Consider the following 22753-nt stretch of genomic DNA (forward strand, 5'->3'; position numbering starts at 1 on the left):
GTCCGGCGTCCGGCGTCCGGCGTCCGGCGGGACGGTGCCCCGGTGTTCGGCGGCGCTGCGTTCGGCGGCCCGGCCGCGACGGCTCACACGCCGAAGTGCAGATACGCCGCCCACAGCCGGGGGTTGGTCGGGTAGCGGTCACGCAGCGCCCGGACGCCGTGGTGGACCGCCTCGGCCGGGGTCCGGCCGGGCTCGGTCAGCAGCGGGTAGAGGGCGGAGGCGACCTCGTGCGACCAGTCGTCCCCGACCGGCCACAACGTGCCGATGACATGCCGGAAGCCGGCCAGTTGCAGGGCGGCGGCGATGTGCAGCGACTCGTCGGGCAACCGCGCGCCGCCGTAGGCACTGCGGCACGAGGACAGGTAGGCGAGGTGAGCCCCGGTCAGCCGGCCCTGCACCAGGTCCCGTACCGAGAGCGGTCCGTCGGGCAGCAGCAGGGCGCTCGCGGACGGGTCGGCCGGATCGGTCAGGCAGTGGCAGGCGAAATGCGCCCAACTCGCCGCGACCAGTGCCTCGGACACCGCCGCCCGCGTCGCGGCGGCGTCGAGGAGGGGTGCGCGCACGGGCCGGCCGGCCGCACGCAGGTGGGCGTGCACGGCCTCGGCCTCCGGGGCAGCATGGGGGAGCGAGCGCTCACCGGGCACCTCGGTGACCCCGACCGCGAGCGCCGGTCCGGCGGCGGCGCCGAGGGAACCGGCCTGCTCCGGCGTGCGATCGTCGGCGGCGTGCGCCAGGACCCGCAGCGTCGGGGCGTACGAGGAGACCACGCGGTCCAGCACACTCGCCCCGACTTCGTCCGGGCCGTCCGCTCCGGCCGCGTGCAGCGGCAGCAGCGCGAGCGGGCCGGTCGGCACCCAGGTGACCCGTGGCCAGGCCGCTCCGGGCGGGGGCGGGCCGATGGCCCCGAGCGCGTCCAGGACCGGTTCGGCGACTCTCGTCCACAGGCCGGCGAGGACCGCGCGCAGCTTGCGCGACGTGTCCCAGTCGTCCGCGTCCACGGCGTCCAGCATGGTGTTCGCCCACGCCACGGCGTCGGCATGGGTGAGCTCGGGCAGGGGCACAGGCGTCACCGCGCCGTCGTCGGCCACCAGCAGGGCGGCGCAGCCGTGCCGGGAGGCGTTGACCACCGCCACGACGCCGCCCTTCGGCGCGGTGGGCCGCGCAGGCGTCCCTGCGGCCTCGGGACCTGCCAGATCCTGCCAGGCGCGGGCGGCGGCGCGCCGCGGCGCCCAGGGGTCGGCCGTGCTGAGCGGGTGCAGCGGTCCCCCGAAGGGGTCCGCCAGCGGCGCGACATCGGTGCTCAGCACACGGCGGAAGTCCTCCAGGCGGTCCGTGGCCGTGCCGCTCTGCGGCCGGTAGTCCAGGCCCTGACCGAGCAGCACCCCGCGGGAGCGTTCGAGCAGGTCGACGGCGCGGGCCGGGTCCCCGAGCCGCAGGGCCACCGCCGCGGCGTCGGCTCCGAGCCCGGTGAGCCGGCGCAGCTGGGCCTGCGCGCTCACCCGGGCCAGGGCCCGGTGGGCGACCTGCGACAGCAGCGCGATCGCCCGTTCGTAGGCGGCCTGGGCCGCCGTCAGGTCTCCCCGCCGGACCTCGCACTGCGCCTGGGCCTGCGCGGCAGCGGCCCGCCACAGCGGGGTGGCGGTGTCGCTGTCGGCACACTCGGCGTAAGCGCGGACCGCCTCCTCGGCCGCGTCTTCGGCGCCGCCGTCCGGCTCGGCCTCCGCGGCCCGGTCCAGCGCGCGGGCGAGGTTCAGCAGATAGCCGGCCCGCGCGGGATCTCTGGGCAGCGCGGCGTCGACGGCCAACCGGCCCAGCGCCAGCGCCTCCGTCAGATCCTCGGGGGCACCAGCGAGTCGGTGGCGCGCGAGCAGCGGGCCCACCAGGTTGGACCGGAACCCGGCCAGCTGCGGGGAGGCGTCCCCGGCCGCGTCCAGGCAGGCCCGGCCGCAGGTGATGGCCGCGTTCAGGTCGTTGGGCGCGTCGGTGAGTTCGTGACGGCGGAACAGTGCCAGGCCGAGGTCGGCGAGGTGACCGGCGTAGGCGGGGCCGTCCGATCCGGCGGCATTGGCCGCCTCGCCGTGGGCGGCGATGGCCCGGTCGATGTCGCGCGGGTCGCCGACCGCCTCGAAGCGGCGGATCAGCAGTGCTCCCAGGTTGGCCAGGGCCAGTTCCCGGCGGGCGGCCGCACGCGAGGGGGCGGCGATCGAGGCGCGGACCAGCCCAATGGCCTCGTCGAGGTCGCCGACCTCGCGGTCGACCTCGAACCTGACCCGCAGGGCGTTGGCGAGGTTGTGCAACCGCGACGGGCGGGCGGTGGCCGTCTCGGGGGTGAGCGCGGCGGACCTCCGGGCCAGGGCCACGGCCTCGTCGAGCTGCCGCCGGTCGCCGGCGCGGTCGAAGGTGCGCAGCAGGGCCAGGCTGACCAGGGACGCGGTGCGTGCCTCCGGCGCGCCGCCGCGCGCAGACGCGGCCAACGCGGCCCGGCCGAGCGTCAGCGCCAGCTCCAGGTCGGCGGCCCGGCCGGTCGCGTCGTAGCGGGTGCGCAGCAGCGAGCAGAGCCGCCCCAGGTGCCGCGTCCGGCGCGGGCCGGCCCCGGCCAGCCGCACCGCCCGGCGCGCCGCGAGGACGCCACGGGCCAGGTCCCGATGCGAGCCGCCGTGGACGTAGCGCCGCCGCATCGCCTCCGCCAAGCCGGACTGCACCTCGGCCCGCAGCGCGTCGTCGGGCGCCGCGGCCTGCGCCGCAGCGAGGTGGTGCAGGGCCTCGTCCAGCACGTCCTGGCTGCCGCTGGTCTCGTACTCGTGCAGCAGGACCACGGCCAGGTTGTACCGGGCTGTGGCGGTCCCCCGGCCCGTCCCGGGTGCCGTCGCGACGGCGCGGCGTGCCCAGGACTGCGCCGCTGCCAGATCGGGTGCGGACGAACGCCTGCGGTACCGCTCGCGCAGGCACGCGGCCAGGTTCGCGGCCACCGGGAAGAGCACCGGGCCGTCGTCGAAGAGCGCGGCCACCTCCTCCGCGCGGCGCACGGCCTCGTCGAGCAGCGCGTCGTTCCTGTCGGTTCGGTGCAGGGTGAGCAGAACGGCCGCCAGTTCGGCGACCACCTGCGCCAGTTCGAGGCGTCGGCCCGGTTGCCGGGCGAGCGCACCGGCTGCGTCCCGCAGGAGGTCGGCGGCCTCCGCCAGGTCCTCCTCCGGAGGCGGCCCAGCCGCCTCGGCCGCACGGGCGCGCAGCGCGGCCGCCACGCGGGCGGCGGCCAGCGGCCGGTCCTGATGGTCGTCCGCGAGGGCGGCCAGCGCCGCACGGGCCCAGGCGATCACGGCGTCGTGGTCCGTCGTCCCGGCACGGCGCTGCATGGACGCCAGGGTCGACTCGATCGTGGCACGGTGGGGGCTGTCGGGCGGCGCCTCGGCCAGCGCCGCACGGCAGGCTGCGACCGCGGCCGCGGGGTCGCGCCGACCGATGACCACGGCGAGGTCGAGCCACACCGCGCAGCGGTCGGGGTCGTCCGGCGGCAGCGCCATCAGCGCCTCCTCCAACCAGTCCCTCGCCTCGTCCCGCAACGCTTCCTCCTCGCCCGGCGCGCTGTGGCCGCGGTCGGCCGATGCGAGCAGCGCCAGCGCCAGGTTGGTGCAGGCTGTGGCATGAACGGGCCCTGCCGCCGGGCGCGCGGTGCAGGCCGCCCTGCCCGCCACGATGCTCAGCGCTGCCAACTCGGGCGTCTCGTCCCGGTGCGGCGACTCGAGGGATAGCCGGGCGAGCTCGGCTAGCAGCCTTTTGCGGCGTTCCCAGGCCTCCTCCTCAGCGGGTGCGGCGCGCGCGAGCAGCTCCAGGGCCTGTTCCATCACCTTCAGGTCCGAGGTGCCTGCCTGCCCGTCGCGGAGCTGGACCAGATACTCGTAGGCCTCCACATGCCGCAGCCTAGCTAGACGGGCCACCGGACCGGGACCGTCCCCGCGGGCGGGGGAGCAGCGCTGGATCGCGTTCCAGGTCTTGTGCCACTGGGGACCATCCCCGCGGGCGCGGCGGGCAGAACATCGCCCACCACCCGCTGACCGTGGCCAAGGAACATCCCCGCGGGCGCGGGGAGCAGTGCGGTACTCCCAGACCTCCGGGCCGTCGTCGTGGACCATCCCCGCGGGCGCGGGGAGCAGGACAGCGACGGCAAGGGCGGGAAGGCGCTCACGGGACCATCCCCGCAGGCGCGGGGAGCAGGACAGCGACGGCAAGGGCGGGAAGGCGCTCACGGGACCATCCCCGCAGGCGCGGGGAGCAGATCCTCGTGGTGGGCTTCCTGTCCCGTCACCTGGGATCATCCCCGCGGGCGCGGGGAGCAGTCCTACGTCGCGGCCTGGGCGGCCGGGATCGCGGGACCATGCCCGCGGGCGCGGGGAGCAGTGTTCGTACGTCTCCCGAGTGCGACGCGACCCGGGACCATCCCCGCGGGCGCGGGGAGCAGAGCCGGGTGTCGACGGCGATGTCCTGTCCGAGGGGAGCATCCCCGCCGGCGCGGGGAGCAGAAGTACGGGCCGGCGGGCGCGGCGGCGGCCTGGGGACCATCCCCGCGGGCGCGGGGAGCAGTGGCGGGCCGACCTGTTCGCGATCGGCTACGAGGGACCATCCCCGCGCGCGGGAAGCAGCGGAGGACGAGACGGCTGATGCGGTCGGCGTAGGGACCATTCCCGCGGGCGCGGGGAGCAGTCCCACGCCCAGTGCCGTACCGGGTTGGACCAGGGACCATCCCCGCGGGCGCGGGGAGCAGGAGAGGGGGTCAACCATGTTCCGCCCCACCACGGGACCATCCCCGCAGGCGCGGGGAGCAGCTCGGCCGGACCCGGGACCTACCCCGGGGCCGGGACCATCCTCCCGGGCGCGGGGAGCAGTCGTCCCCCGGATTTGGGTGTTGGTCCGACGGGGGACCATCCCCGCGGGCGCGGAGAGCAGTTGGTCGAGCGTTGGGACGGCGAGCGGTGGACGAGACCATCCCCGCGGGCGCGGGGAGCAGCAGAACGTCCCTATGCTGCGCGGTGACCAGTGGGGACCATCCCCGCGGGCGCGGGGAGCAGCCGACTTGCAGCGCGCCCGGGCTTTCGCCGGCGGGACCATTCCCGCGGGCGCGGGGAGCAGTGGCCGCCGCCCGCGTAGATGCCCACGTGGCTGGGACCATCCCCGCGGGCGCGGGGAGCAGGGTCACGGCGCCGCCTCGGCGGCCCGGGCGGCGGGACCATCCCCGCGGGCGCGGGGAGCAGGTCAGGCGGAAGCCGTTCTCGTAGGCCTGCCGGGGACCATCCCCGCGGGCGCGGGGAGCAGCAAGGACGACACGTTCGCCCAGTTGGTCACCGAGGGACCATCCCCGCGGGCGCGGGGAGCAGTGATTCGCGGGAGAGCGGTGGGCGCGACGGCCGGGACCATCCCCGCGGGCGCGGGGAGCAGATCGAAGGCCAGCTGAGCACGTTCGAAACGCAGGGACCATCCCCGCGGGCGCGGGGAGCAGCCGGTGAGCCACTGAACAACCAGCTTGATCGAGGGACCATCCCCGCGGGCGCGGGGAGCAGGCCGTGTGGGGCATGGTGGTTCCCCCGTGGGTGGGACCATCCCCGCGGGCGCGGGGAGCAGGTCATCGACACCGAGAACGACACGCCGGTCGAGGGACCATCCCCGCGGGCGCGGGGAGCAGGTGAGGGCGGCGGACGAACGCCGCCGGTCGGCGGGACCATCCCCGGGGCCGGGAGTGTCTGATCCTTTGTGGGTGATCAGGTGCTCGGTCTGGTCTAGCGGTCGGTGACGCGGTCGCCGTAGTAGCCGGCGAGGCTGTTGATGGCCTGCTTCCAGGACTGGGTCCGGCCGGTGACGTTGGCGTGGTTCTTGATCGGGTTCTGGATCACGAGGTAGAGGACTTTGAGGGCCGCGTCGTCGTCGGGGAAGTGCCCGCGGCGGCGTGAGGCCTGCCGGAACCTCGCGTTGAGGGACTCGATCATGTTGGTGGTGTAGACGACGCGGCGGATCGGGGCGGGGAACCGCATGAAGACGATCACGTGCTCCCAACTGCGGCGCCAGGTGTCGATCACGGCCGGGTAGCGCTCTCCCCATTCCTCTTCGAAGCGGGCGAACCGCTGCTCGGCCTCGTCGGCGGTCTTGGCCGTGCAGACCTCCTTGAGCTGGCGGGCGATGGCGCCCCAGTGCTGCTTGGCCGCGTAACGCAGGCTCGTGCGGACCATGTGCACGACGCAGAGCTGGACATCGGTCTGGGGCCACACGTCGTTGATAGACTCCGGTAGGCCCTTCAAGCCGTCACAGCAGGCGATCAGGACGTCCTGGACGCCGCGGTTGCGCAGTTCGGTCAGCCAGGTCATCCACTGCTTGGCGCCCTCGCCGCCGGTGCCGACCCACATGCCGAGCACGTCGCGGTCGCCGTCGAGGTTGATGCCGACCGCGATGTAGACGGGCTTGTTGGCCACGGCGCCGTCGCGGATCTTGATGTAGATGCAGTCGATCAGCAGGACCGCGTAGACCCGGTCGAGCGGGCGGGTGCGCCAAGCGGCCAGCTCCTGGGCGACCTGAGCGGTGGCGCGGGAGACCAGATCGCGCGAGACCTCGATGTCGTAGACCTCGGCGAGGTGGGCCTGGATCTCACCGGTCGTCAGCCCCTTGGCGTAGAGGGAGATGATGGTCTCGGAGAAGCCGTCGACGCGGCGGGAGTGCTTGGGCACGATCTGTGGGTTGAAGTTGCCGGCCCGGTCGCGGGGGATATTGATCTGGACCGGGCCGACCTGGGAGAGCACGGTCTTGCGGCTGGTGCCGTTGCGGTGGTTGCCCGACCCGGCGCCGGCCGAATCGCCCTTCTCGTAGCCGAGATGTTCGGCCATCTCGGCTTCCAGGGCGCCTTCCAGGACCAGCTTCACCAGTCCGGTCAGCAGCCCGTTCTCCCCGACCAACTGCAGACACTCGCGGCGGGCGCGTTCGATCAGGTCTTCGGCCAGATCCCGGTTCTGCTCGGCCAGTGCTCGTGCCAACTCCGCCCCCGTCTGCACCTCGTGCTCGTTCTGGTGGGGGCTCTGCTCGTTCGTGGTGCCCATGGGTGATCCTTCCCGGCAGAGAGGTCATCTCATGCCATCTCGGGTCACACCAGACCAACCACAAAGTTCAGGACAGTCCCGTGGGGCCTGCGGCCCGGAGCGCTCACGGCGTGGCAGGCCGGCGATATGTGCGGCCGCTCGGCATCGACCCGGAAGCCCGAGGGCTGTTCACGGCCACTTTGATGGAGGCGCGAGGGCTTGGCACGCGACATCGCGTACGTTCGCATCCTCATCGGTCGCGAGCCTTTCGAGCGCGGCGCGGGCTTTGTGCGCCGGCCTTTGGGATAGCGCCAGTGCGGCCCAACACCGCACCAGGCCATCAGCATCGCTCGCACACGCGAGAAGGGCATCGGTGGCCGCCTCATCTGTTTCGAACCAGAGGGACGACGCAGCTGCTCGTCGGACCTCGGGTGCGGCATCGGATGTGCCGGCGATGCGGATGGTCAGGGCTCGCGCGGGATCACCCAAGCCGAAGCTGGCGCCGAGGGTGATCATCACGTCGGCGCGCACCGCGGGGTCCGGGTCGCCGGCCGCCTCGGCGACCAGATCGAAGTACTTGGTCCCGAACAAGTCGAAGAAGCACATGCCCCACAAGCTGACTTTCCGCAGCCCCGGATCCTCTGAGGCCGTGTAGGCCATGGAGAGTTCCAATGCGGTCTCCGGCCAGGCCTCGAAGAGATCGATGACATCGCGTTCCAGCGTGTCCCCGTCTTCGTTGCGATCGGTCACCCGCGCGCGCAGCAAGGCGGGCAGGGCTTCTTGGCCACAGGCGCCGGCGAGGGCATGGGCGATGCGGTCCCGCGCGAAGGAATCGTCCGCAGCAACGTAATGCGCGAGTCGCTGCTCCAGTTCCGGCTGCAGGAACGCCGCTGCCGGGGTCCGCAGCCTCTCCACCAACGGCGCGAGCCGACGGCGGTCCCCGAGCTCACGCTCGGCGCTTGCCAACAGTCCCGCATCCAGGTCGTCCAACGCACGGCGCAATGCGGCGCGCTCCGCGCTGTCCTCATCCCGATCCATCCCCGGCATGCCGCTCACCCTATGTCGATCACCATGGCTGCCGACAACGGCCAACTGCAGCTCAACGCGTTCGAGCCGCTCATCGCCCACCTCCTGCTGCAGAGCACCGCATGGCTCACCCACGGATGCGCGGTGCTGCGCACCCTGTGCGTGGACGGCATCACCGCCAACGAACGGCGCTTCGCCCAGCAGGCCACCACATCGGTCGGCGCGGTCACCGCACTGACCCCGCACATCGGCTATGAGGCCGCAGCCAGCATCGCCAAGCAGGCACTGGCCACAGGGAACGCGGTCGCGGACCTAGTCGCCGCAGAGAGCCTCCTGGACCGGCACATCGCCGCGCGGCTCTTGTCCCAGGGCGTGCGGGCGATTGCTGGCGGGTAGCCCAGGCTGGCTGAGACCAGCCCTCCCTTTGGCTCATCGTGCCGAGACGGGCGGTGAGCCAGCCGGTTGTAGCCATTCCTTCCCAACGACGCTCTCGGCCTGCAGCGCGTCCGCGCCCTCACCCTCAACGCAGACGGCATCCGCCTTGCCGAGCAGGTCTCCGGGCAGCTCACGTCGAAGCTGTCGCCGAGCTTGGGAAGCCAACGGCGGGCCGATGTACGACCGAGGGGGCATGGTGCCGGCTTCAGGCCAGAACCACTGGCGCACTCAGAAGGCGGAACGTGAGTTTTTGAACGATTTGCCATTCGCCTCTGGGTCGGGGACAGGCGGGCTGGCCCGCGTGATCCGCGATGCATCTCCGGTTAGTCGCCGGGTGAAGTGGTGATGGCGCGGTGATCAAACTGTTCGGAAGCGCAGTCCGGTGTGCGCATCATCGCAGTCCGGTGCCTCACCAGGGCCTCGGAATCAAACGCTTGGGAATGCCGCGTGGCCGTTGCCCCGGCCAACAGACAAAATATGTGAGCTCGACGAGCACGGCCACCGCGTGCTCATGCGACTCAAGGGCCGGCGCCGCGAAATCACCGATCTCGACCGGAGGCTGCGGGCCGCTGAACTCCAGCGGCAGATCGGACCACGTAGGACCGTCCGGAACGTTCCGTCCGAGGATGTAGGGCGGCGTGTTCAAAGTGGTGTAGGCCGGATTCGGATCAGGGATATCACGCGAGGTCCACACCACCTGCGTTGAGCACGGCGTTCCCTCGCCCCCCTGCGCGAGGCACGGAGGTTTCTCCCGACCAACCCACGATCCCAGCGCAGCGCCGTTCGACTCCGCAATCGCCCGAACGGGCCACTGGCGATCAGTGGTCCGGTGTCGACTGTTCTGCAGGCGCAGCTGCCAACCCGACTGCTCGACAAGCCTGATCACCTCCAGGATCCGGCTGGACAAATCGCCGTCGAATCCGAACACCACGGCGACGTGCCGGTAGAAGTGCGGCAGCGCATAGACCCCGGCGTCGACGCGCAGGATGCTCCCGGACATCACATGCCATCGAGCGCCGCGGCCAGGTATCGAGGTGCCGTAGTCGTAGACGTACGCCGCCGCCGGATCCAGCCAGGGCACCGCGCGCAGGGGCGCGAACTGCCGCTCGATCCAACCCCCAGCCGCCGACCGGTTCTCGCGGAATTCGCGTGTGCGGGCAAGGCGCTCCAGATCCGGGGGCCACCATGGCAGCCTCCACGTAAACAACGGCCCAGATAATCCCATGAGACCCCCTCGCCCAGGGCGGCGTCGTTCAGCCTGTCTATCCGTTTTGTGATCATGCGAGGCTGAGGGGCGCGAGGATGTGAACGTCCACAAGGACATCCGGCCTGGCCATGTGGCATGAGTTCCTGGCTGTCGCTGAGCGGCGCGCGGCCCGACAGACGTGCGCGGCCGACTGTGATCAGCTGAACGTGAGGGGTCTTGCTGCCCCTGTACGGTGTGCCGTATGAGCCTGGGAGTCCACTTCGCCATCGATGCGGAGACCGCCGATCGCTTGCTCGCGGCTGCCGATGACGATGAGGTTGCTGCGCTCGTCGAGGAGATTGAGGAAGAGGGCATCGGTGTCGGCCACTGTGACACCGACAAGGCGTGGGACGCCATCCATCGCAGCCTGACCGACGGTTACCTTGGCTACGCCAAGGGCTTCTACCCGCTGAACGCTGTGATCCTGGGCGGCGTACAGCTTCATGAAGGTGAAGATTACATCGTCAGCCTGCTCACTCCGGATCGGGTTCGCGATGTCGCCGACGCCATGGCCGATGTCGACCGCGAGGCACTGAAAGCAGGCTACGACCGCATCGACGTCGAAGACTATGGGCCGAACTTCGGCGACGAGGACTTCGCCTACACCTGGGCGAACTTCACCGACCTGGTCGTCTTCTTCCGGCAGGCAGCGGACGCAGGAAGCCACGTGATCTTTACGGTCGGCCAGTAGGGTTCCGGAACCGGGGCAGCGTCGTTCAGTCGGTCTGCCGACTTGATGACAGCTCATGTGCCCGAGCCGGCTGCGCTGTCCCAGGATCGGAGGCAAGCACGGTCTCCGGGTGATCATGAGGTGTCGAGTCCCTGATCACCGCAACGGAAGACCGTGCCTGGCCGCTCATCATCGCCCATCCCCGCCGGTCTGGGCCAGCTCGCTGTTGCCCGGCTTTCCGCCGCCGAAGAACACTCCAGCCTGCTGGACTGTCTTGCCACGGTGCCTGATCCGCGCCGGGCCAAGGGCCGTCGCCATCCCCTCACCTTTGTCCTCGCCCTGGCCGCCTGCGCGGTCCTGGCCGGCGCGAGATCTCTGACCGCGATCGCAGAGTGGGCCGCGGACGCGCCGGCCACCGTGCTCACCGCCCTCGGCGGACCGAACCGTGAACCAAGCGGCCCGACCGCCCCCGCCGAGGCCACCGTACGTCGCGTCCTGCAATGCATCGACGGCGACGCGCTCGACACAGCGATCAGCTCCTGGCTCGCCGCCCGCGACCCCGACCGCCCGCCATCCGGTCAGGACCCGCTCGAGCAGCCCCGACGTTCCCTGGCCGTGGACGGCAAGACCATCCGTGGTGCCCGCCGCACCGACGGAACCCAGGTCCACCTGCTGGCCGCGATGACCGGAACCGGCCTGGTCACCGCCCAGCGCGAGGTTGACTCCAAGACGAACGAAATCACCGTCTTCCGGCCGATGCTCGCCGAGCTCGACCTGGCCGACACCGTGGTCACCTTCGACGCGCTGCACTCGCAGACCGCCCACGCCCGCTTTCTGGTGGAGGAGAAGAAAGCCCACTACATCGCCGTGATCAAGAGAAACCAACCGCTGCTGCACCGGCACTTGAAGCAGCTGCCCTGGCGGGACGTTCCGCTGCTGGACAGGACCCGTGCCACAGAGCACGGCCGTGACGAGATCCGCCGCGTCAAGACCGCCACTGTCACCCGTGGCCTCGACTTCCCCCACGCCGCCCAGGCCGTGCAGATCGTGCGCCGTCGCCGGATCGTCGCCGCCGGCAAGGTCACCCTGGAACGTGTCTACGCAGTTACCGACCTGACAGCGGAGCAGGCCGATGCTCCCGAGATCGCGCACCGTGTACGCGAACACTGGGGCATCGAGAACAAGATCCACCACGTGCGCGACACCACCTTCGCCGAGGACGCCTCGCGCGTGCGGACCGGGACCTCGCCCCGGGCCATGGCGGCACTACGCAACCTGGCCATCGGCGCCCTACGTCTCACCGGCTGCGACAACATCGCCGCTGGCCTGCGCAAGCACGGCCGAGACGCCACCCGACCGCTGGCCACCCTCGGCATCACGTGATCAAACCGGACAGATCCCCTGAACAACACCGCCCTGGGTGTGCCGCTCGTACACCTCGAGCATCCCCATCACTGTGCTGACCGCAATGGCCACGGTCCCCAGGATGGTGGCCACCTATCCGAGGATCACGAGCTCTGTCGGCATCTGGCTGCCCAGCAGCTGGAGGAGCCCGAAGCCGGCCACGATCATGCCGAGCTCGGCGGGGTGCTCCCGCAGGACTGCCCAGTAGTGCCGCTAGTCAGGGCGGTGGTAGTCGACCAGCGCCTGCCATTCCTGCTGACTCAGTAGCTCTGGCAGCCCGTCCGGGCCCGTGGAGGGCTATCTCGCCTCTCGCTCTCCGTCGCTGTCCGTGGCCTCGCCTCAGTCACACCCTCCGCGCTCAGTTGAGCGCGGCAATGTCCCAGGCTGCGGAGTGGCCTGTGACGACCTGGTCGATGCGTTCAGCGAGGAGGAAGTCGGCGTCGGTGAGGACGCCACCGGCATCGTGGGTGGTGAGGGTGAAGCGGACGCCGTCGAAGCTGAGGTTGATGTCGGCGTGGTGGTGGGTGAGCCGCGATAGGTCGGCGACGTGGACGATGAGGGCGACGCCTGCGTGGTAGCGGATCGGGGTGACGAGGCGGGTGATCGTGTCGCCGTCTCGGGTCCAGTGGGGGAGGCCGGCGAGGTGCTCGTCGATCTCGCGTTCCGACATCACGTTCACGGTGTCCCCTCCACGCGGGCCAGCAGCCCGCTCATCTCCTGTCCCACCGGGGCATCGTGCCATGGCCACATCTGCTGGGCCAGGCCGCGCAGTTCGCGGCGGACGCGCGCGGAGCCGGTCTCCACGGCGATCTGGACGGCTTGCTCGCCGAGGGCCAGGGCTTGGTCGGGATCCTGGCCGGTGGCGCAGGCGGTGGCGTGGCGGGCGAGCCACACACCGGCGTCGCGACGACCGACGACGGCGGCGGGTTCGATGATCTGCTCCCACAGCTGTGCCGCTTCACGGACGAGGCCGAGGCGGCCGTAGCAGGTGGCGCGTTGGATCTCCAGGTAGCCGGGGGTCCGGCGGCAGGCGTTGCCCCAGGGGAGGTCATCGTTGACGCGGCGGACCAGCCGGTCGGCCTGGTCGAGGAGGCGGTCGACTTCTTGGCGGTCTCCGCCGAGGGACGCGCCGTGGGCCTGCTGCTGCAGGGCCATCACGCGGACCTTCGGGGCCAGGCGTCGTGGGTCGGCCAGGGCGGCCTCGCACAGGTCGACGACGCCGTTGCCGTCGCCCAGGTCGGTGCGCACGCTCGCGTGGTTGACCAGGGCGTAGCCGACCAGCTGGGGGTCTCGGGAGCGGGCGGCTATCTCGGCGGTGACACCGCGCCAGAACGCGGCGGCGGCGAGGTCGCCCGCGTCCTGGTAGAGCCACCCGACCAGGGCGGCGTAGGCGGCACCGACACGCAGCAGACCGTGCCGGGTGTCGCCGGCCGCGTTGCGGGAGAGCTTGTCGATGAGCTCGAAGCCGGCCGCGACGGTGCCGATCAGGTCAAGGGGTCCCAGCATCATGTCGGCGCGGTAGTGGCCCTCCAGCTGCTGCTCGAAGTAGCCGATCAGGGCCGGGTCGACATGCCGGGGCGGGACCGGTCCGGCGGTGAGCGCGGCCGCGGTGGCGCTCAGGAAGGCGCGTCGGTTCACGTCGTCCTGGGCCTCGGGCAGTTGCAGGTGCTCGGGCGGGGTGAAGCCGAGCCGGGTGAGCGGCTGGCCGAACGCGGCCTCAAGGGCGGACTGGTAGTCGGCTCTGGGCCACGGCGGCCGGGGCGACTCCCAGCTGCGGTAGGTCCGCACCGCCACGGTGAAGTGAGGGTCGTCCAGCACCCTGCGGCCCGCACGGCTGACCTGGTCCGCAGCGGCCTCCTGGGTCCGCCAGCCCTGCTTGAGACGGGCGGCCCGGAGCGCGTCGTTTCCTGCATGCCGCTCAGTGTCGTGGGCCATGGCGCGCCTCCGCACGGTTCGCCGATCTGATGCCGCGGAGATGACGGTGAGCTGCCGCTCGCGTACCTCGTGGCCGGAACGCTCTGCTGGCCATGATGCCGTGTATGGATACGCGCCGTGACCGCATCGCCACAGAACCGGCTGCTCAAGGCAGGATCGCCGTCGGGGCCGGGCCGCTGCGGCGTGGCTACGCGACGCCGGAGTGCCGCACTGGAGCGGACCGCTGGCCGGACTTGCACGCGATGTGCCACGCGCCTGGCTACCGGGACCGGGTCCTCGGCTGGGTCGCGGTCCCCTGCGCCTGCGCCTGCCATCAGCAGACCGGGGGCCCAGAGCGGGCGGCGGGGCTGTGACCGGGCCGAGGGCCGGGCGGTCCGGGGCTTGTCGGGACGACACCCACCCTCGCCTGCACGCCGTGTGCCCCGGCTCGTTCATCGCCCACGCCGGCGACGTCGAGCACAGCGGCCTGCGCCCCTGCGGATGTCCCTGCCACCGGCCCGGCACCGCTCTGCATCAGCAGGCTCAGCGCAACCCGTCGGCATGACGGCCACCTCTTCGGCGGTGCTCCCGCGCCTGAGACCGGCGGAAGGCGGCGCGCCCCGAGAGCGCCCGTCGGCCCGCAGGGGGCGCTCGTCCCGCGCAACGTGTCCGGGCACAGGAGAGTGGGCAGGCTGCGCCGCATGACGATCGAAGAGGAACGGCGAGCGGCCCGGGCCCTCGTCTCCCAGGCGGACAGTGTCGGCCGGGACTCCGGGCGCGAGCCGTTACGAGCCGTCCTGCAGTGGCTGACTCGAGGGCGTCTGGGGCGCCGACAGGGCCCATACATCTCGCCCGACCTCGGAACCCCGTGGCAGGACACGCCCTCTCACCGCCGGGGTTGGCGCTGGCGTGCCGTATACCTGGAAGGCGAGCCGGTCTTCGAGGTCGATTACGTGGTCTGCTCCCGCTGCTGCCTCGGGTGGGTCGAGCAGCCAGCCACTCACGAACCCTTCCAGCGGTTGGGCTTGGCAGCCGCGGGCCTGACCCGGCTCCGGGTTGAGAATCCCGGGCTGTCCTGGCACACCCTGGGCGGGCACCTGGTCTACGCCGTGCCTTTCTGGAATGCCATCGGGACGGGAGTCCCGGGCTCCTACCAGCAGCGGGAGCTGTGCCCGCATGTCGTGAGGGAGTAAACGTTGTCGCTACTTCCCAGGGTGTCAGAGGCCTCTCCTACCATTACGTAATGGACAAGCTGACGGCTTGTAAGGCCTCAGGCCCGGGCGGCGACCCACCGACCGGAATTCCGGAGCGGCGGGTCGGTGTCGTCAGCGGAAGAGCGCAATCTGCACCTGGACCAGGTGCTGCAGCTCGGTCCAGAGGGTGTCGCCAGTGACGACGGGCAGGCCGAGGCGCTCGGCCAGGGCAAGGGCCTGGCCGTCGCCGCGGGCGAGGGTACGCCCGTTGTGCTTGTCCTTCTCCAGCTTGGAGAGGTGGACGAGCTCAGCGGCGCGGGCCGCCTGGTCGGCGGTGGTGCCGTTCACGACCTGGAGGCCGAGGGCCTGCAGGTCGGCGGCCAGCTCCTGACCGGTGCGCTGGTACCCGCGGGCGTGGCAGCGGACGAGCACCTCGGTGAGGTTGTCCGTGCCGATCGCGGAGACGGGCAGCAACTGCTCCACGGCGTGCGCGCCCTGCTCGTCGAAGACGAAGGCGAGGACGGCCGAGGCGTCCGGGACGGCACGCAGGGAGGACGAGGTCAAAGCAGTCTCCTCAACAGGTCAGGACCGGGATCGGGTGGTCCCTCGCCGGTCCGGCTTGCTCCCGATCCGTATGAAGCCGCGCGGCTTCGTACACAGCGCCGGCTTTCCGCTCGGCTCCGGTCCCGTCCTCGTTGTCCCGGTCGGCTCGGATCTCCGCCACGGCGTCGTAGGGGGCTCCGGCCGGCGCCTTGGGCGCGGCGGCGCGGATGCGGTCCTTGACGGCCTGGACGAACTCGATCGTGAACCCTCCCGGGCCGACGACGCGGATGCCGACCTCGGCACCTTCGGTCCGCCCGGCCGCGCGCTGCAGGGCGACCGGGATGGTCACCCGACCGCGCGGGCCGATCTTCGGCGGTGTGCCCTCCGGCCGCACGACCCTATTCCAGCTATCCGGCATGGTCGAGGTGATATTTGCGGGTGTGGTTGGCGACGCTCGCCGGCGCGCCGGTGTAGTCGCAGTGGGTGCACGTCGTCCAGTCGGTCTTCTCGACGGCGTCGTGGGTGACCGAGTGCTGGGGGCCGTAGCCGTGGGCATGCAGGAACTGGGGCACGGAGCCGCCGTACTGCACGGCGATCAGCGCCGCCTCGGCGACCTTGTCGTGGCCGCGGGCGAAGAAGGAGCCGATGCCGGTCTGAGTGCCGCAGCCGCACCAGCAGTGTCCGGTCGGGATGAGGCGGGGGAGTTTCTCGCTGGGAGTCATGTAATCAAGATACAGCTTCTTGATTGGCATTCAAGGTTGCCAACCAAGAAGCTGCGTCAAGGGAGCTGTCGGCCGCTCCCCGAGCGCTCGCATGCCACACTGCCAGCGCGCTGACGACGAGTGCGACCGAGCCGATGTACAACGTGCTGGCGACGGGTGCCTGGGCCTGCCGCGCCCACGAGTGCTGTGGCCGTCAGCGTTTGACGCGGCCGCGGATTGCGAGTGCGGCCAGGGTGAGCAGCGCCGGTTCGCTGATGCGGGAGAGCATCTCGACGACGGTGCCCCAGGTGGTGAGGTTCTGTCCGCTGGAGCGGAAGACCACGGAGTTGACCACGACCAGGGCGGCCTTCTGCAGGCGTCCCTGGGTGATTCGCTGTCCCAGCGGGAGGGTGAGGGCGGGGTCGGAGATGCTGCTGACCACGCTGACAGTGCCGGCCCGGTCGCTGCCGGAGATGACCGGCTGCGGGTCCGCGTTCGGCAGTCCGACCAGCATCAGCACCAGCGCGGTCGTGGCCATCGCGGTGCCCAGCCAGGCAAGCGCGCGAGACGCCCGCAGCCCGTACCCGGACAGCAGCCAGTACAGCCACAGCAGCCACCGCTCCGCCCGCGGACGGAGCGGGTCGACCCGGCGCATCTCCATCTCGCCGTAGTAGAAGTCCGCGGCATCCGGCTCGTTGCCCCCATCCTCGAACGCCTTCCGCAGTTGCTGGTACAGCCCTGCCAGGTCGTCCGCTCCCGGCGTCGCCGCCTCGTCCGGGTGCTGCGGGCCCTGGGTCCAGCCCGCCCCCAGCGCGCCGGCGCTGAGCGCGCGGTAGTGCTGCTCCTCGGCCAGCGTCCTCCGGGGCGACCAGCGCAGTGCGACCGGGCCGCGCCGTCGCCAGCCGGTCGGGACACCCTGGAATGTGCAGCCGAATCCGATCCTGATCTGGTCCAGGTGAAACGCCCGCGCAAACCGGCAGTCGGTCAAGTTGATATCCGTGAGGACCAGGTGGGCGGCGTCGACCCCTTCAAGGCTGGCCAGCCGTACGCCAGGGCTGTGTCCTTGGTCGACCAGAGGGCTCTCGTCGAGCGGACGATGTTCTGGCGACGGGAAAGCAGTCGGCCAGGCCTGCAGAGCTGTGGGACCGGCGAGGACCGCCCGGTCCAACGACACGGCCGCGAACCGGAGCCGCAGCGAGGCCGTGCCTGAGAAGAGGACACCGTCGAAGTGGATCTGCGGCGCCGCCGCCTCCACCACGACCTGGGGACCGCCGAATCGGGCTCCGTCGAAGTCAAGGGCGGTGAGCCCGAGCATGGGCCCGAGTCGTTGAAGGTGTGTGAAGGTGGCCGAACGGAAGTTGGCGCCGCTGGTGAAGGTGGCCGCCCCGAAGTCGGCGTCTTGGCTGAAGGTGGCCGCCCCGAAGTCGGCACCGTCGCTGAAGGTGGCCGCCCCGAAGCCGGCACCGTCGCTGAAGGTGGCCGCCCCGAAGTCGGCGTATCTGAAGGTGGCAAAGCCGAAGACGGCGCCGCTGGTGAAGGTCGCCGCCCCGAAGTCGGCGTATCTGAAGGTGGCAAAGCCGAAGTTGGCGTTGTCGGTGATGGTGGCCGAGCGGAAGTCGGCTCTGCCGGTGAAGGTGGCAAAGCCGAAGTTGGCGTTGTCGGTGAAGGTGGCCGAGCGGAAGTCGGCTGTGCCCGTGAAGGTGGCCGTGTGGAAGTCGGCTCTGTCGGCGAAGGTGGCCGAGCCGAAGAAGGCGTCACCGCCGAAGGTGGCCGAGCCGAAGAAGGCGTCACCGCCGAAGGTGGCCGAGCCGAAGAAGGCATTGGCGCTGAAGGTGGCCCAGCCGAAGTCGACTTTGCCGAGGACGGGCTTGTTGGTGGCGGGGTCAGTCAGAGCGGTGAGGAGTTGGGTGAGCAGTTGTTCGTCCAGGGTCGTGCCGCTGAGGTCGATGTCGGCGCCCGGGCCGAGAGCGGCAAGGTAGGCGTTCTGGTCGGCCGGGAGGAGGTGGGGGAGGCAGCGGGTGTGCCCGGGGACGGCGATGCCCCTGCAGCCCACTGGGTCGCTCGGGTTCGCCCCGTCCCCGCAGTGAGCCCAGGGAGGCGCGCTCACGGCAGCCGACGGGGTTGTGGGTGCGGGCGGGTTTGTCATACCGGTGTTCTACTACGACGGCCGTGACCCGCCGCATGCCTCCCTACCTGGTTGTGACCGGTCGACGGCGGGACTGCGACGGCCGCAGCCGCGCGGCTGGGCGCTGGGCAAGGTCCGCCGTCCGCCACGGGACGTGACGGCCCCTCAGTGCTCGAGCCGGACCAAGGCTGGACCGGCTCCCCGCAGGCGGCCACCGGGCCCGTGCACCCGGACTGGCAGCTGACGCTGACCGGACGTCGGCTCACCGCCACCGGCCCGGGCTCACGGCCGTGGTACGACGGATCCCACTGCTGACCCGCCCCCTCTGCGCCGCCCGCGCCCAGCTACCGTCCTCAAGCACGGCAGGTCGTTGGGCAGGTCGAGGTTGCTCTTGCCCGTCTCGTCGATCAGGAGCACACGTGGCCGTCTGACGGGCAGGAGGGCCGCGCCCAGCCGGCCGAGGCCCACCGGCGCCGCCAGCTCGCGGTACGAAAGGGGGTCCCGGTCGAGGTCCCCCCTGGCACGACGGCCGTGCGCTGGCCGCACAGCGGCCCCCCACGGGGCGGCTGCGACGCGGGCGTGCGAGGCAGTCGCCGCCGTCGGGGTGGCTTGCCTCGCGGCATACGGCTCCTGTCGCTTCCAGCGATCGACGCGGGCGCGCACGAGGGATCGACTGCGCTGCCGTCGGCGGGCGGGCCCGCCTCGACCGCCGCAACCGGGGTGACGTCGGGGAACTGGACGTGGGTGCGCCGGCGCTCCAGGATCAGACGCCACCAGTCCACCTTGTGCTGGGACTCCTGCGGGACCAGCGCGGCCAGCAGGGCGCAGACGGCGCTGACCGCCACCACGACCGCGATGACCCAGCCGCGGGCATGGGTGAAGGCCAGGGAGCCGGTGCCAACGGTGCCGATGCCGAGGCACCCCGTCGGCAGCCAGTGGCCCGGGGACGGTTTCGCGGCAGACGACCCGAGGTCCTCGCGCTCGTCGTTGGACTGCATCGGTGCGTTCCTCTTCTCAAGACGGATGGGTCAGGTACGACCGCAGACGAGATCGACGGCGCTGAATGCCGTCGGGCTCGCCGTTTCGCGGGCTGGGCCCATCTGAGGGCAAGAACCGGGTCCCACCAACACCCCAATCCGACGGTTCCGTGCCTCGCCTCCTGCGGCACACACGAGAACAAGGGACAGCGTCGGTGGCGAAGATCCGGGCGTTGGTGGCGGCCCCTGTGAGTGGTAGGGGCGCGCTACCCACTTGACCGTGAGGCTGGCCGACCGCTCAAGCAGGGCGCACAAGCCCGGCTCAGGTTCGGACACATGAGGAACTGGCCGTCTCCGGGGAAACGTTGGCGTATCTCAGCGGACAAGGCGCTTGTACGGGGATTTACGCAAACGTGCGCTGTTCACCGGTGACGGCTCCTACGCTGGTCCGAGCGGATCCCGAGGGGGGAGTCGAGTGGCGGCCCAGGACGCGAGCAATCTGGCTGCGGAGGCCCTTGCCGCTTTCGCCAGAGCAGTGGAACGGCTCTACATCGAAGCGGGCACTCCGACGTATCGCGACCTCAGAGCCTTGTCGGGCGGCCGACTTTCCCCTACCGGGGTCGGGGAGGTCATTCACGGCAGCCGCCTTCCCAGGTACGACTACATGATCAGCCTTGCAGCCCTCCTGACCACCGACGGGGAGCGCCTGGAAGAGATCAAGAGACTCTGGCGTGAGGCGACCGCGCTGAAGCGAGAAGCCGCCGCGGAAGTCAGGGCCAGCGTCATTCTCGACAAGGCACGACGTGCCGCCAAAGAAGAGACGCGGGTAATCCTCCAGGCCGCCCGCGAAGAAGCGGCGAAGCTTCGAGACGAGGCGATCAAGAACGCCGTCGAAGAGGCAGAGAGTCTGCTGGCGGCAGGCAGGGCGGCAGCAGAGCAGGTCCTGGAGGAGGCGCGCGAGGAGTCGCGACGCATGACCGAAGAAGGCCGCCTTGAACTCGACGCGCTAGTCGACCGGCGCAAGGACATCAACACCGAGATCGCGAGAGTCCAAGACGTTCTGACAGCCCTCGAAGCCTTTGAGTCCCGTCCAGGCGCCGGAGCCATGGCGGAGGACCCCGAAGCGGTTGAAAAATCCCCGGCGACAGGTTCTCCCCGCTGGGGGCGGCGGAAGCGAGCACAGCCGGATTAGCCCTTGTCCTGGTCCAGCTCATCGTGGGCCCACGGGCGGTCGGTTTCGGCACGGTGACCGGGCCCCGCCGCTTACCCGCGCTTGGACTGGCGGCGTCCGTGGACCTCAGGCTGGAGGCGCTTCGGAACGGCCGCAGCAACGATCTTGTGTTCGTCGTGGGCTCCTCCGACACGAAGGAGGGGTTCGACCTCGGGGAGGGGCGAGGCGAGGAGGTCTTGGTCCTCGGGGTGGCAGAAGGCGAAAAAGTAGGCCCTGGAGAGCGCCAGTTCGTTCACCTGTGCCGCCGCCTCGCGACTGTCCTCCGCCGAGAGCTGGATGTTGGTGTCCGTGTCGGATTGCGTGCCAGGGGCGCCGAAGGCGAGCACGGTGCGTCGCCCAAGGGGGAGGAGGACCGTCTCGGCAGTGAGGATCCCTCCGGCTGGGTTCTGGATGTGGATCACCTGGTCGTGTCGGCGGGGAACTCGGACGCCCTTGCGCCGCCGGCTGCGCAGTCGGCGAGCCGGGGGATCCGGGGCTACAGGGCCAGGTGCACCTTCGGGTTGCACGAGCAGGACCGGCTCGTCGCAGCTGAGCAGAGCGGCGTCGGTAAGGGTGAATGCGGCGATCGGCCGGTCGACGAGGTGGCGGAAGGTGTTCGCGGCGAGGCTGCCGATGAGCTTGAGGTGCTCACTCGGGTCGGGGACGACCTCGTGCACGCTCCAGAGCTCCTGACGATGCCGGTACTCGGCGCGGGCCGCGCGGGTTAGCTCGCCGGGCGGGTTGACGGTCTGCAGGCGGGTGAGCAGGTCTGCCTGCAGCTCGACCTCACGGCGCTTGCGCTGACCGCGGGCCAGCTGGAACGCCACGAAGGTTGCAATGCTGGCCCGGTCCTCGATGCTCAGCGGCGCATTCCACGTCACGCCGCTGCAGAGTCGGTCCAGGGCCGGCGCGGCGGCCCTCTCGACCTGGGCCAGCAGTTGCTCCAGTCTTCCGTCCGGTTGTCCGTCCAGGTTCGTGAAGGTGTAGAAGTCCTTGATCGCCAGGTCGGTGTACCTACTGCGGCCAGCCTCCGGGCGCCTGCGGTCGCGCACCCACACCTGGCCTTCCTGGTTCGCGAACTTGCGGATGTAGAAGGCGGGCACGGTGTGGTGCCGTGCCCCTACCTGTTGCTGCGGGTCGGCACTCGCCACGTCCCACTGCGCCATGCGCACCCCTCCGGTTCCGCTCCAGTATCCGAACCGGGTCCGGGAGCCACCACGGCATTTCGACCGTGCTTCCGCGCCTCGCGGCTGCCGGATGTCGTGGGGCCCGACCGCAGTTGCCCCGGGCCCCACGACGGTTCAGCGGAAGAGCTCGATCTGGACCTTCACCAGGTGCTGCAGCTCGGCCCAGAGCCGGTCGCCGGTGACGATCGGCAGGTCCAGGTCCTCGGCGAGGGCAAGAGCCTGGCCGTCGGCACGGGACAGGCTGCGGCCGGCGTGCTGGTCCTTCTCCAGCCTGGAGAGGTGGACGAGCTCGGCGGCGCGGGCCGCCTGGACGGCGGTGGCGGAGACGACCTGGAGACCGAGGCCCTGCAGGTCGGCCACCAGATCGGGGCGCTGGTAGCCGTGGGCATGGCAGCGGATCAGCACCTCGGTGAGGTTGTCCGTGCCGATCGCGGAGACGGGCAGCAGCCGCTCCACGGTGTGCGCGCCGTACTCATGAAGGAGAAGGGCGAGGACGGCGGAGGCGTCCAGGACGGCGCGCAGGGAGGAGGTGGTCAAAGCAGTCTCCTAAGGAGGTCGGGGCCCGGGTCGGGCGGTCCAGATGCGGGGGAATCCGCATTTGGTCCCCTGTCTGCGGTGGTGGCCGCAGCTAGGAGTCCGCCTTCGTCGGCGTCCCGCCCAAAGAGAAGCGAGGAAGACCCGTCCTCCGCGTCACGTTCGGCGCGGATCTCGGCCGTAGCGTCCCAGGTCGTGCCCTCCGGCGCCGCCGGCATCGCCGCGCGGATGCGGTCCAGGACCGCTTGGACCGACTCGAGGGTGAACACCCCGGGTGCGATGACGCGGATGACGACGTCGTCGCCCTCGGACAGGCCGGCGGCGCGCTGCAGAGCGACCGGGATGGTCACCCGGCCGCGTGGGCCGATCTTGGTCCTCGACGCCGGAGTCAGGCTCTCCGGTGTGGTCAGCGTCGTCATGTGGGTCTCCTTCGGTCTTCGGTCCCGCAGTGCCTCCTGGTGTGGGGCGCTGGTGGCGCAGGGCCTCGAACTAGCAGAAGGGTACACCTTCTGGAGTCTGTCCCACACTTTTCCGCC

The 22753-nt window shown here is 71.0% G+C and carries 18 protein-coding genes and 1 CRISPR repeat array; of the genes, 4 read left to right on the forward strand and 14 right to left on the reverse strand.

The annotated features are described in order from the left end of the window. Nucleotides 1–83 precede the first annotated feature (83 nt). The 3 genes from BMY61_RS32305 to BMY61_RS32315 all read right to left on the reverse strand — a co-directional run bounded on the left by BMY61_RS32305 (nt 84) and on the right by BMY61_RS32315 (nt 8099). Nucleotides 84–3908 (reverse strand): CHAT domain-containing protein, encoded by a 3825-nt coding sequence (locus BMY61_RS32305; RefSeq protein WP_042446559.1) that lies wholly within the window; start codon nt 3906–3908, stop codon nt 84–86. Nucleotides 3909–4669: 761 nt separating this feature from the next. Then, a CRISPR array of direct repeats spans nt 4670–5674; the repeat unit is 29 nt; unit sequence GGGACCATCCCCGCGGGCGCGGGGAGCAG. Between the two features lie 94 nt (nt 5675–5768). Next, on the reverse strand, nt 5769–7073 hold the full coding sequence (locus tag BMY61_RS32310) for an IS256 family transposase (RefSeq protein ID WP_042446555.1): 1305 nt from the start codon (nt 7071–7073) through the stop codon (nt 5769–5771). Nucleotides 7074–7241: 168 nt separating this feature from the next. Beyond that, entirely contained in the window at nt 7242–8099 is an 858-nt protein-coding gene (locus BMY61_RS32315) for a HEAT repeat domain-containing protein (protein ID WP_052438623.1), read from the reverse strand. Between the two features lie 12 nt (nt 8100–8111). Between BMY61_RS32315 and BMY61_RS48025 the strand changes: the two genes are divergently transcribed. Further along, nucleotides 8112–8474, forward strand: coding sequence for a hypothetical protein (locus BMY61_RS48025; RefSeq protein WP_042446552.1), 363 nt, complete (start codon nt 8112–8114; stop codon nt 8472–8474). A 448-nt stretch (nt 8475–8922) separates the two neighbouring features. Here BMY61_RS48025 and BMY61_RS32325 read toward each other — a convergent pair whose 3' ends face one another. After that, nucleotides 8923–9594, reverse strand: coding sequence for a hypothetical protein (locus tag BMY61_RS32325; protein ID WP_143094629.1), 672 nt, complete (start codon nt 9592–9594; stop codon nt 8923–8925). A gap of 367 nt (nt 9595–9961) precedes the next feature. Between BMY61_RS32325 and BMY61_RS32330 the strand changes: the two genes are divergently transcribed. Further along, nucleotides 9962–10450: a YfbM family protein gene (locus tag BMY61_RS32330; RefSeq protein WP_042446546.1), complete on the forward strand. Its 489-nt coding sequence runs from the start codon at nt 9962–9964 to the stop codon at nt 10448–10450. 153 nt (nt 10451–10603) lie between these two features. Then, nucleotides 10604–11812, forward strand: coding sequence for an ISAs1 family transposase (locus BMY61_RS32335; protein WP_174514490.1), 1209 nt, complete (start codon nt 10604–10606; stop codon nt 11810–11812). 379 nt (nt 11813–12191) lie between these two features. On the opposite strand, the gene BMY61_RS32340 is transcribed toward BMY61_RS32335, so the two are convergent. The 7 genes from BMY61_RS32340 to BMY61_RS45470 form a co-directional block, all read right to left on the reverse strand. After that, nucleotides 12192–12503 (reverse strand): 4a-hydroxytetrahydrobiopterin dehydratase, encoded by a 312-nt coding sequence (locus BMY61_RS32340; RefSeq protein ID WP_042446985.1) that lies wholly within the window; start codon nt 12501–12503, stop codon nt 12192–12194. 5 nt (nt 12504–12508) lie between these two features. Then, the gene (locus tag BMY61_RS32345; protein ID WP_042446542.1) at nt 12509–13768 is read right to left on the reverse strand and encodes an NsdA family TPR-like regulatory protein; all 1260 of its coding nucleotides are present in this window, start codon (nt 13766–13768) and stop codon (nt 12509–12511) included. Between the two features lie 1304 nt (nt 13769–15072). After that, nucleotides 15073–15504, reverse strand: a complete 432-nt coding sequence (locus BMY61_RS32355) for a PIN domain-containing protein (RefSeq protein ID WP_042446536.1) — start codon at nt 15502–15504, stop codon at nt 15073–15075. Nucleotides 15505–15514: 10 nt separating this feature from the next. After that, entirely contained in the window at nt 15515–15901 is a 387-nt protein-coding gene (locus tag BMY61_RS32360) for an AbrB/MazE/SpoVT family DNA-binding domain-containing protein (RefSeq protein WP_143094631.1), read from the reverse strand. Beyond that, nucleotides 15891–16205: a hypothetical protein gene (locus BMY61_RS32365; RefSeq protein WP_236655980.1), complete on the reverse strand. Its 315-nt coding sequence runs from the start codon at nt 16203–16205 to the stop codon at nt 15891–15893. The genes BMY61_RS32360 and BMY61_RS32365 overlap by 11 nt, the downstream gene beginning before the upstream one ends. Before the next feature lie 193 nt (nt 16206–16398). Next, nucleotides 16399–18291: a pentapeptide repeat-containing protein gene (locus BMY61_RS32370; RefSeq protein WP_236655979.1), complete on the reverse strand. Its 1893-nt coding sequence runs from the start codon at nt 18289–18291 to the stop codon at nt 16399–16401. 425 nt (nt 18292–18716) lie between these two features. Further along, nucleotides 18717–19307: a hypothetical protein gene (locus BMY61_RS45470; protein WP_042446530.1), complete on the reverse strand. Its 591-nt coding sequence runs from the start codon at nt 19305–19307 to the stop codon at nt 18717–18719. A gap of 454 nt (nt 19308–19761) precedes the next feature. On the opposite strand from BMY61_RS45470, the gene BMY61_RS32380 reads away from it, so the two are divergent. Beyond that, nucleotides 19762–20478 (forward strand): ATP synthase F0 subunit B, encoded by a 717-nt coding sequence (locus tag BMY61_RS32380; RefSeq protein ID WP_042446527.1) that lies wholly within the window; start codon nt 19762–19764, stop codon nt 20476–20478. A 71-nt stretch (nt 20479–20549) separates the two neighbouring features. On the opposite strand, the gene BMY61_RS32385 is transcribed toward BMY61_RS32380, so the two are convergent. The 3 genes from BMY61_RS32385 to BMY61_RS32395 all read right to left on the reverse strand — a co-directional run bounded on the left by BMY61_RS32385 (nt 20550) and on the right by BMY61_RS32395 (nt 22636). Continuing rightward, nucleotides 20550–21662: a DUF4238 domain-containing protein gene (locus BMY61_RS32385; protein WP_042446524.1), complete on the reverse strand. Its 1113-nt coding sequence runs from the start codon at nt 21660–21662 to the stop codon at nt 20550–20552. Between the two features lie 135 nt (nt 21663–21797). Continuing rightward, nucleotides 21798–22220, reverse strand: coding sequence for a PIN domain-containing protein (locus BMY61_RS32390; protein ID WP_052438621.1), 423 nt, complete (start codon nt 22218–22220; stop codon nt 21798–21800). Next, on the reverse strand, nt 22217–22636 hold the full coding sequence (locus tag BMY61_RS32395; protein WP_042446521.1) for an AbrB/MazE/SpoVT family DNA-binding domain-containing protein: 420 nt from the start codon (nt 22634–22636) through the stop codon (nt 22217–22219). The genes BMY61_RS32390 and BMY61_RS32395 overlap by 4 nt, the downstream gene beginning before the upstream one ends. Nucleotides 22637–22753: the final 117 nt, after the last annotated feature.

Origin of the sequence: Streptacidiphilus jiangxiensis (assembly GCF_900109465.1) — a bacterium.
Taxonomy (GTDB): Bacteria; Actinomycetota; Actinomycetes; order Streptomycetales; family Streptomycetaceae; genus Streptacidiphilus; species Streptacidiphilus jiangxiensis.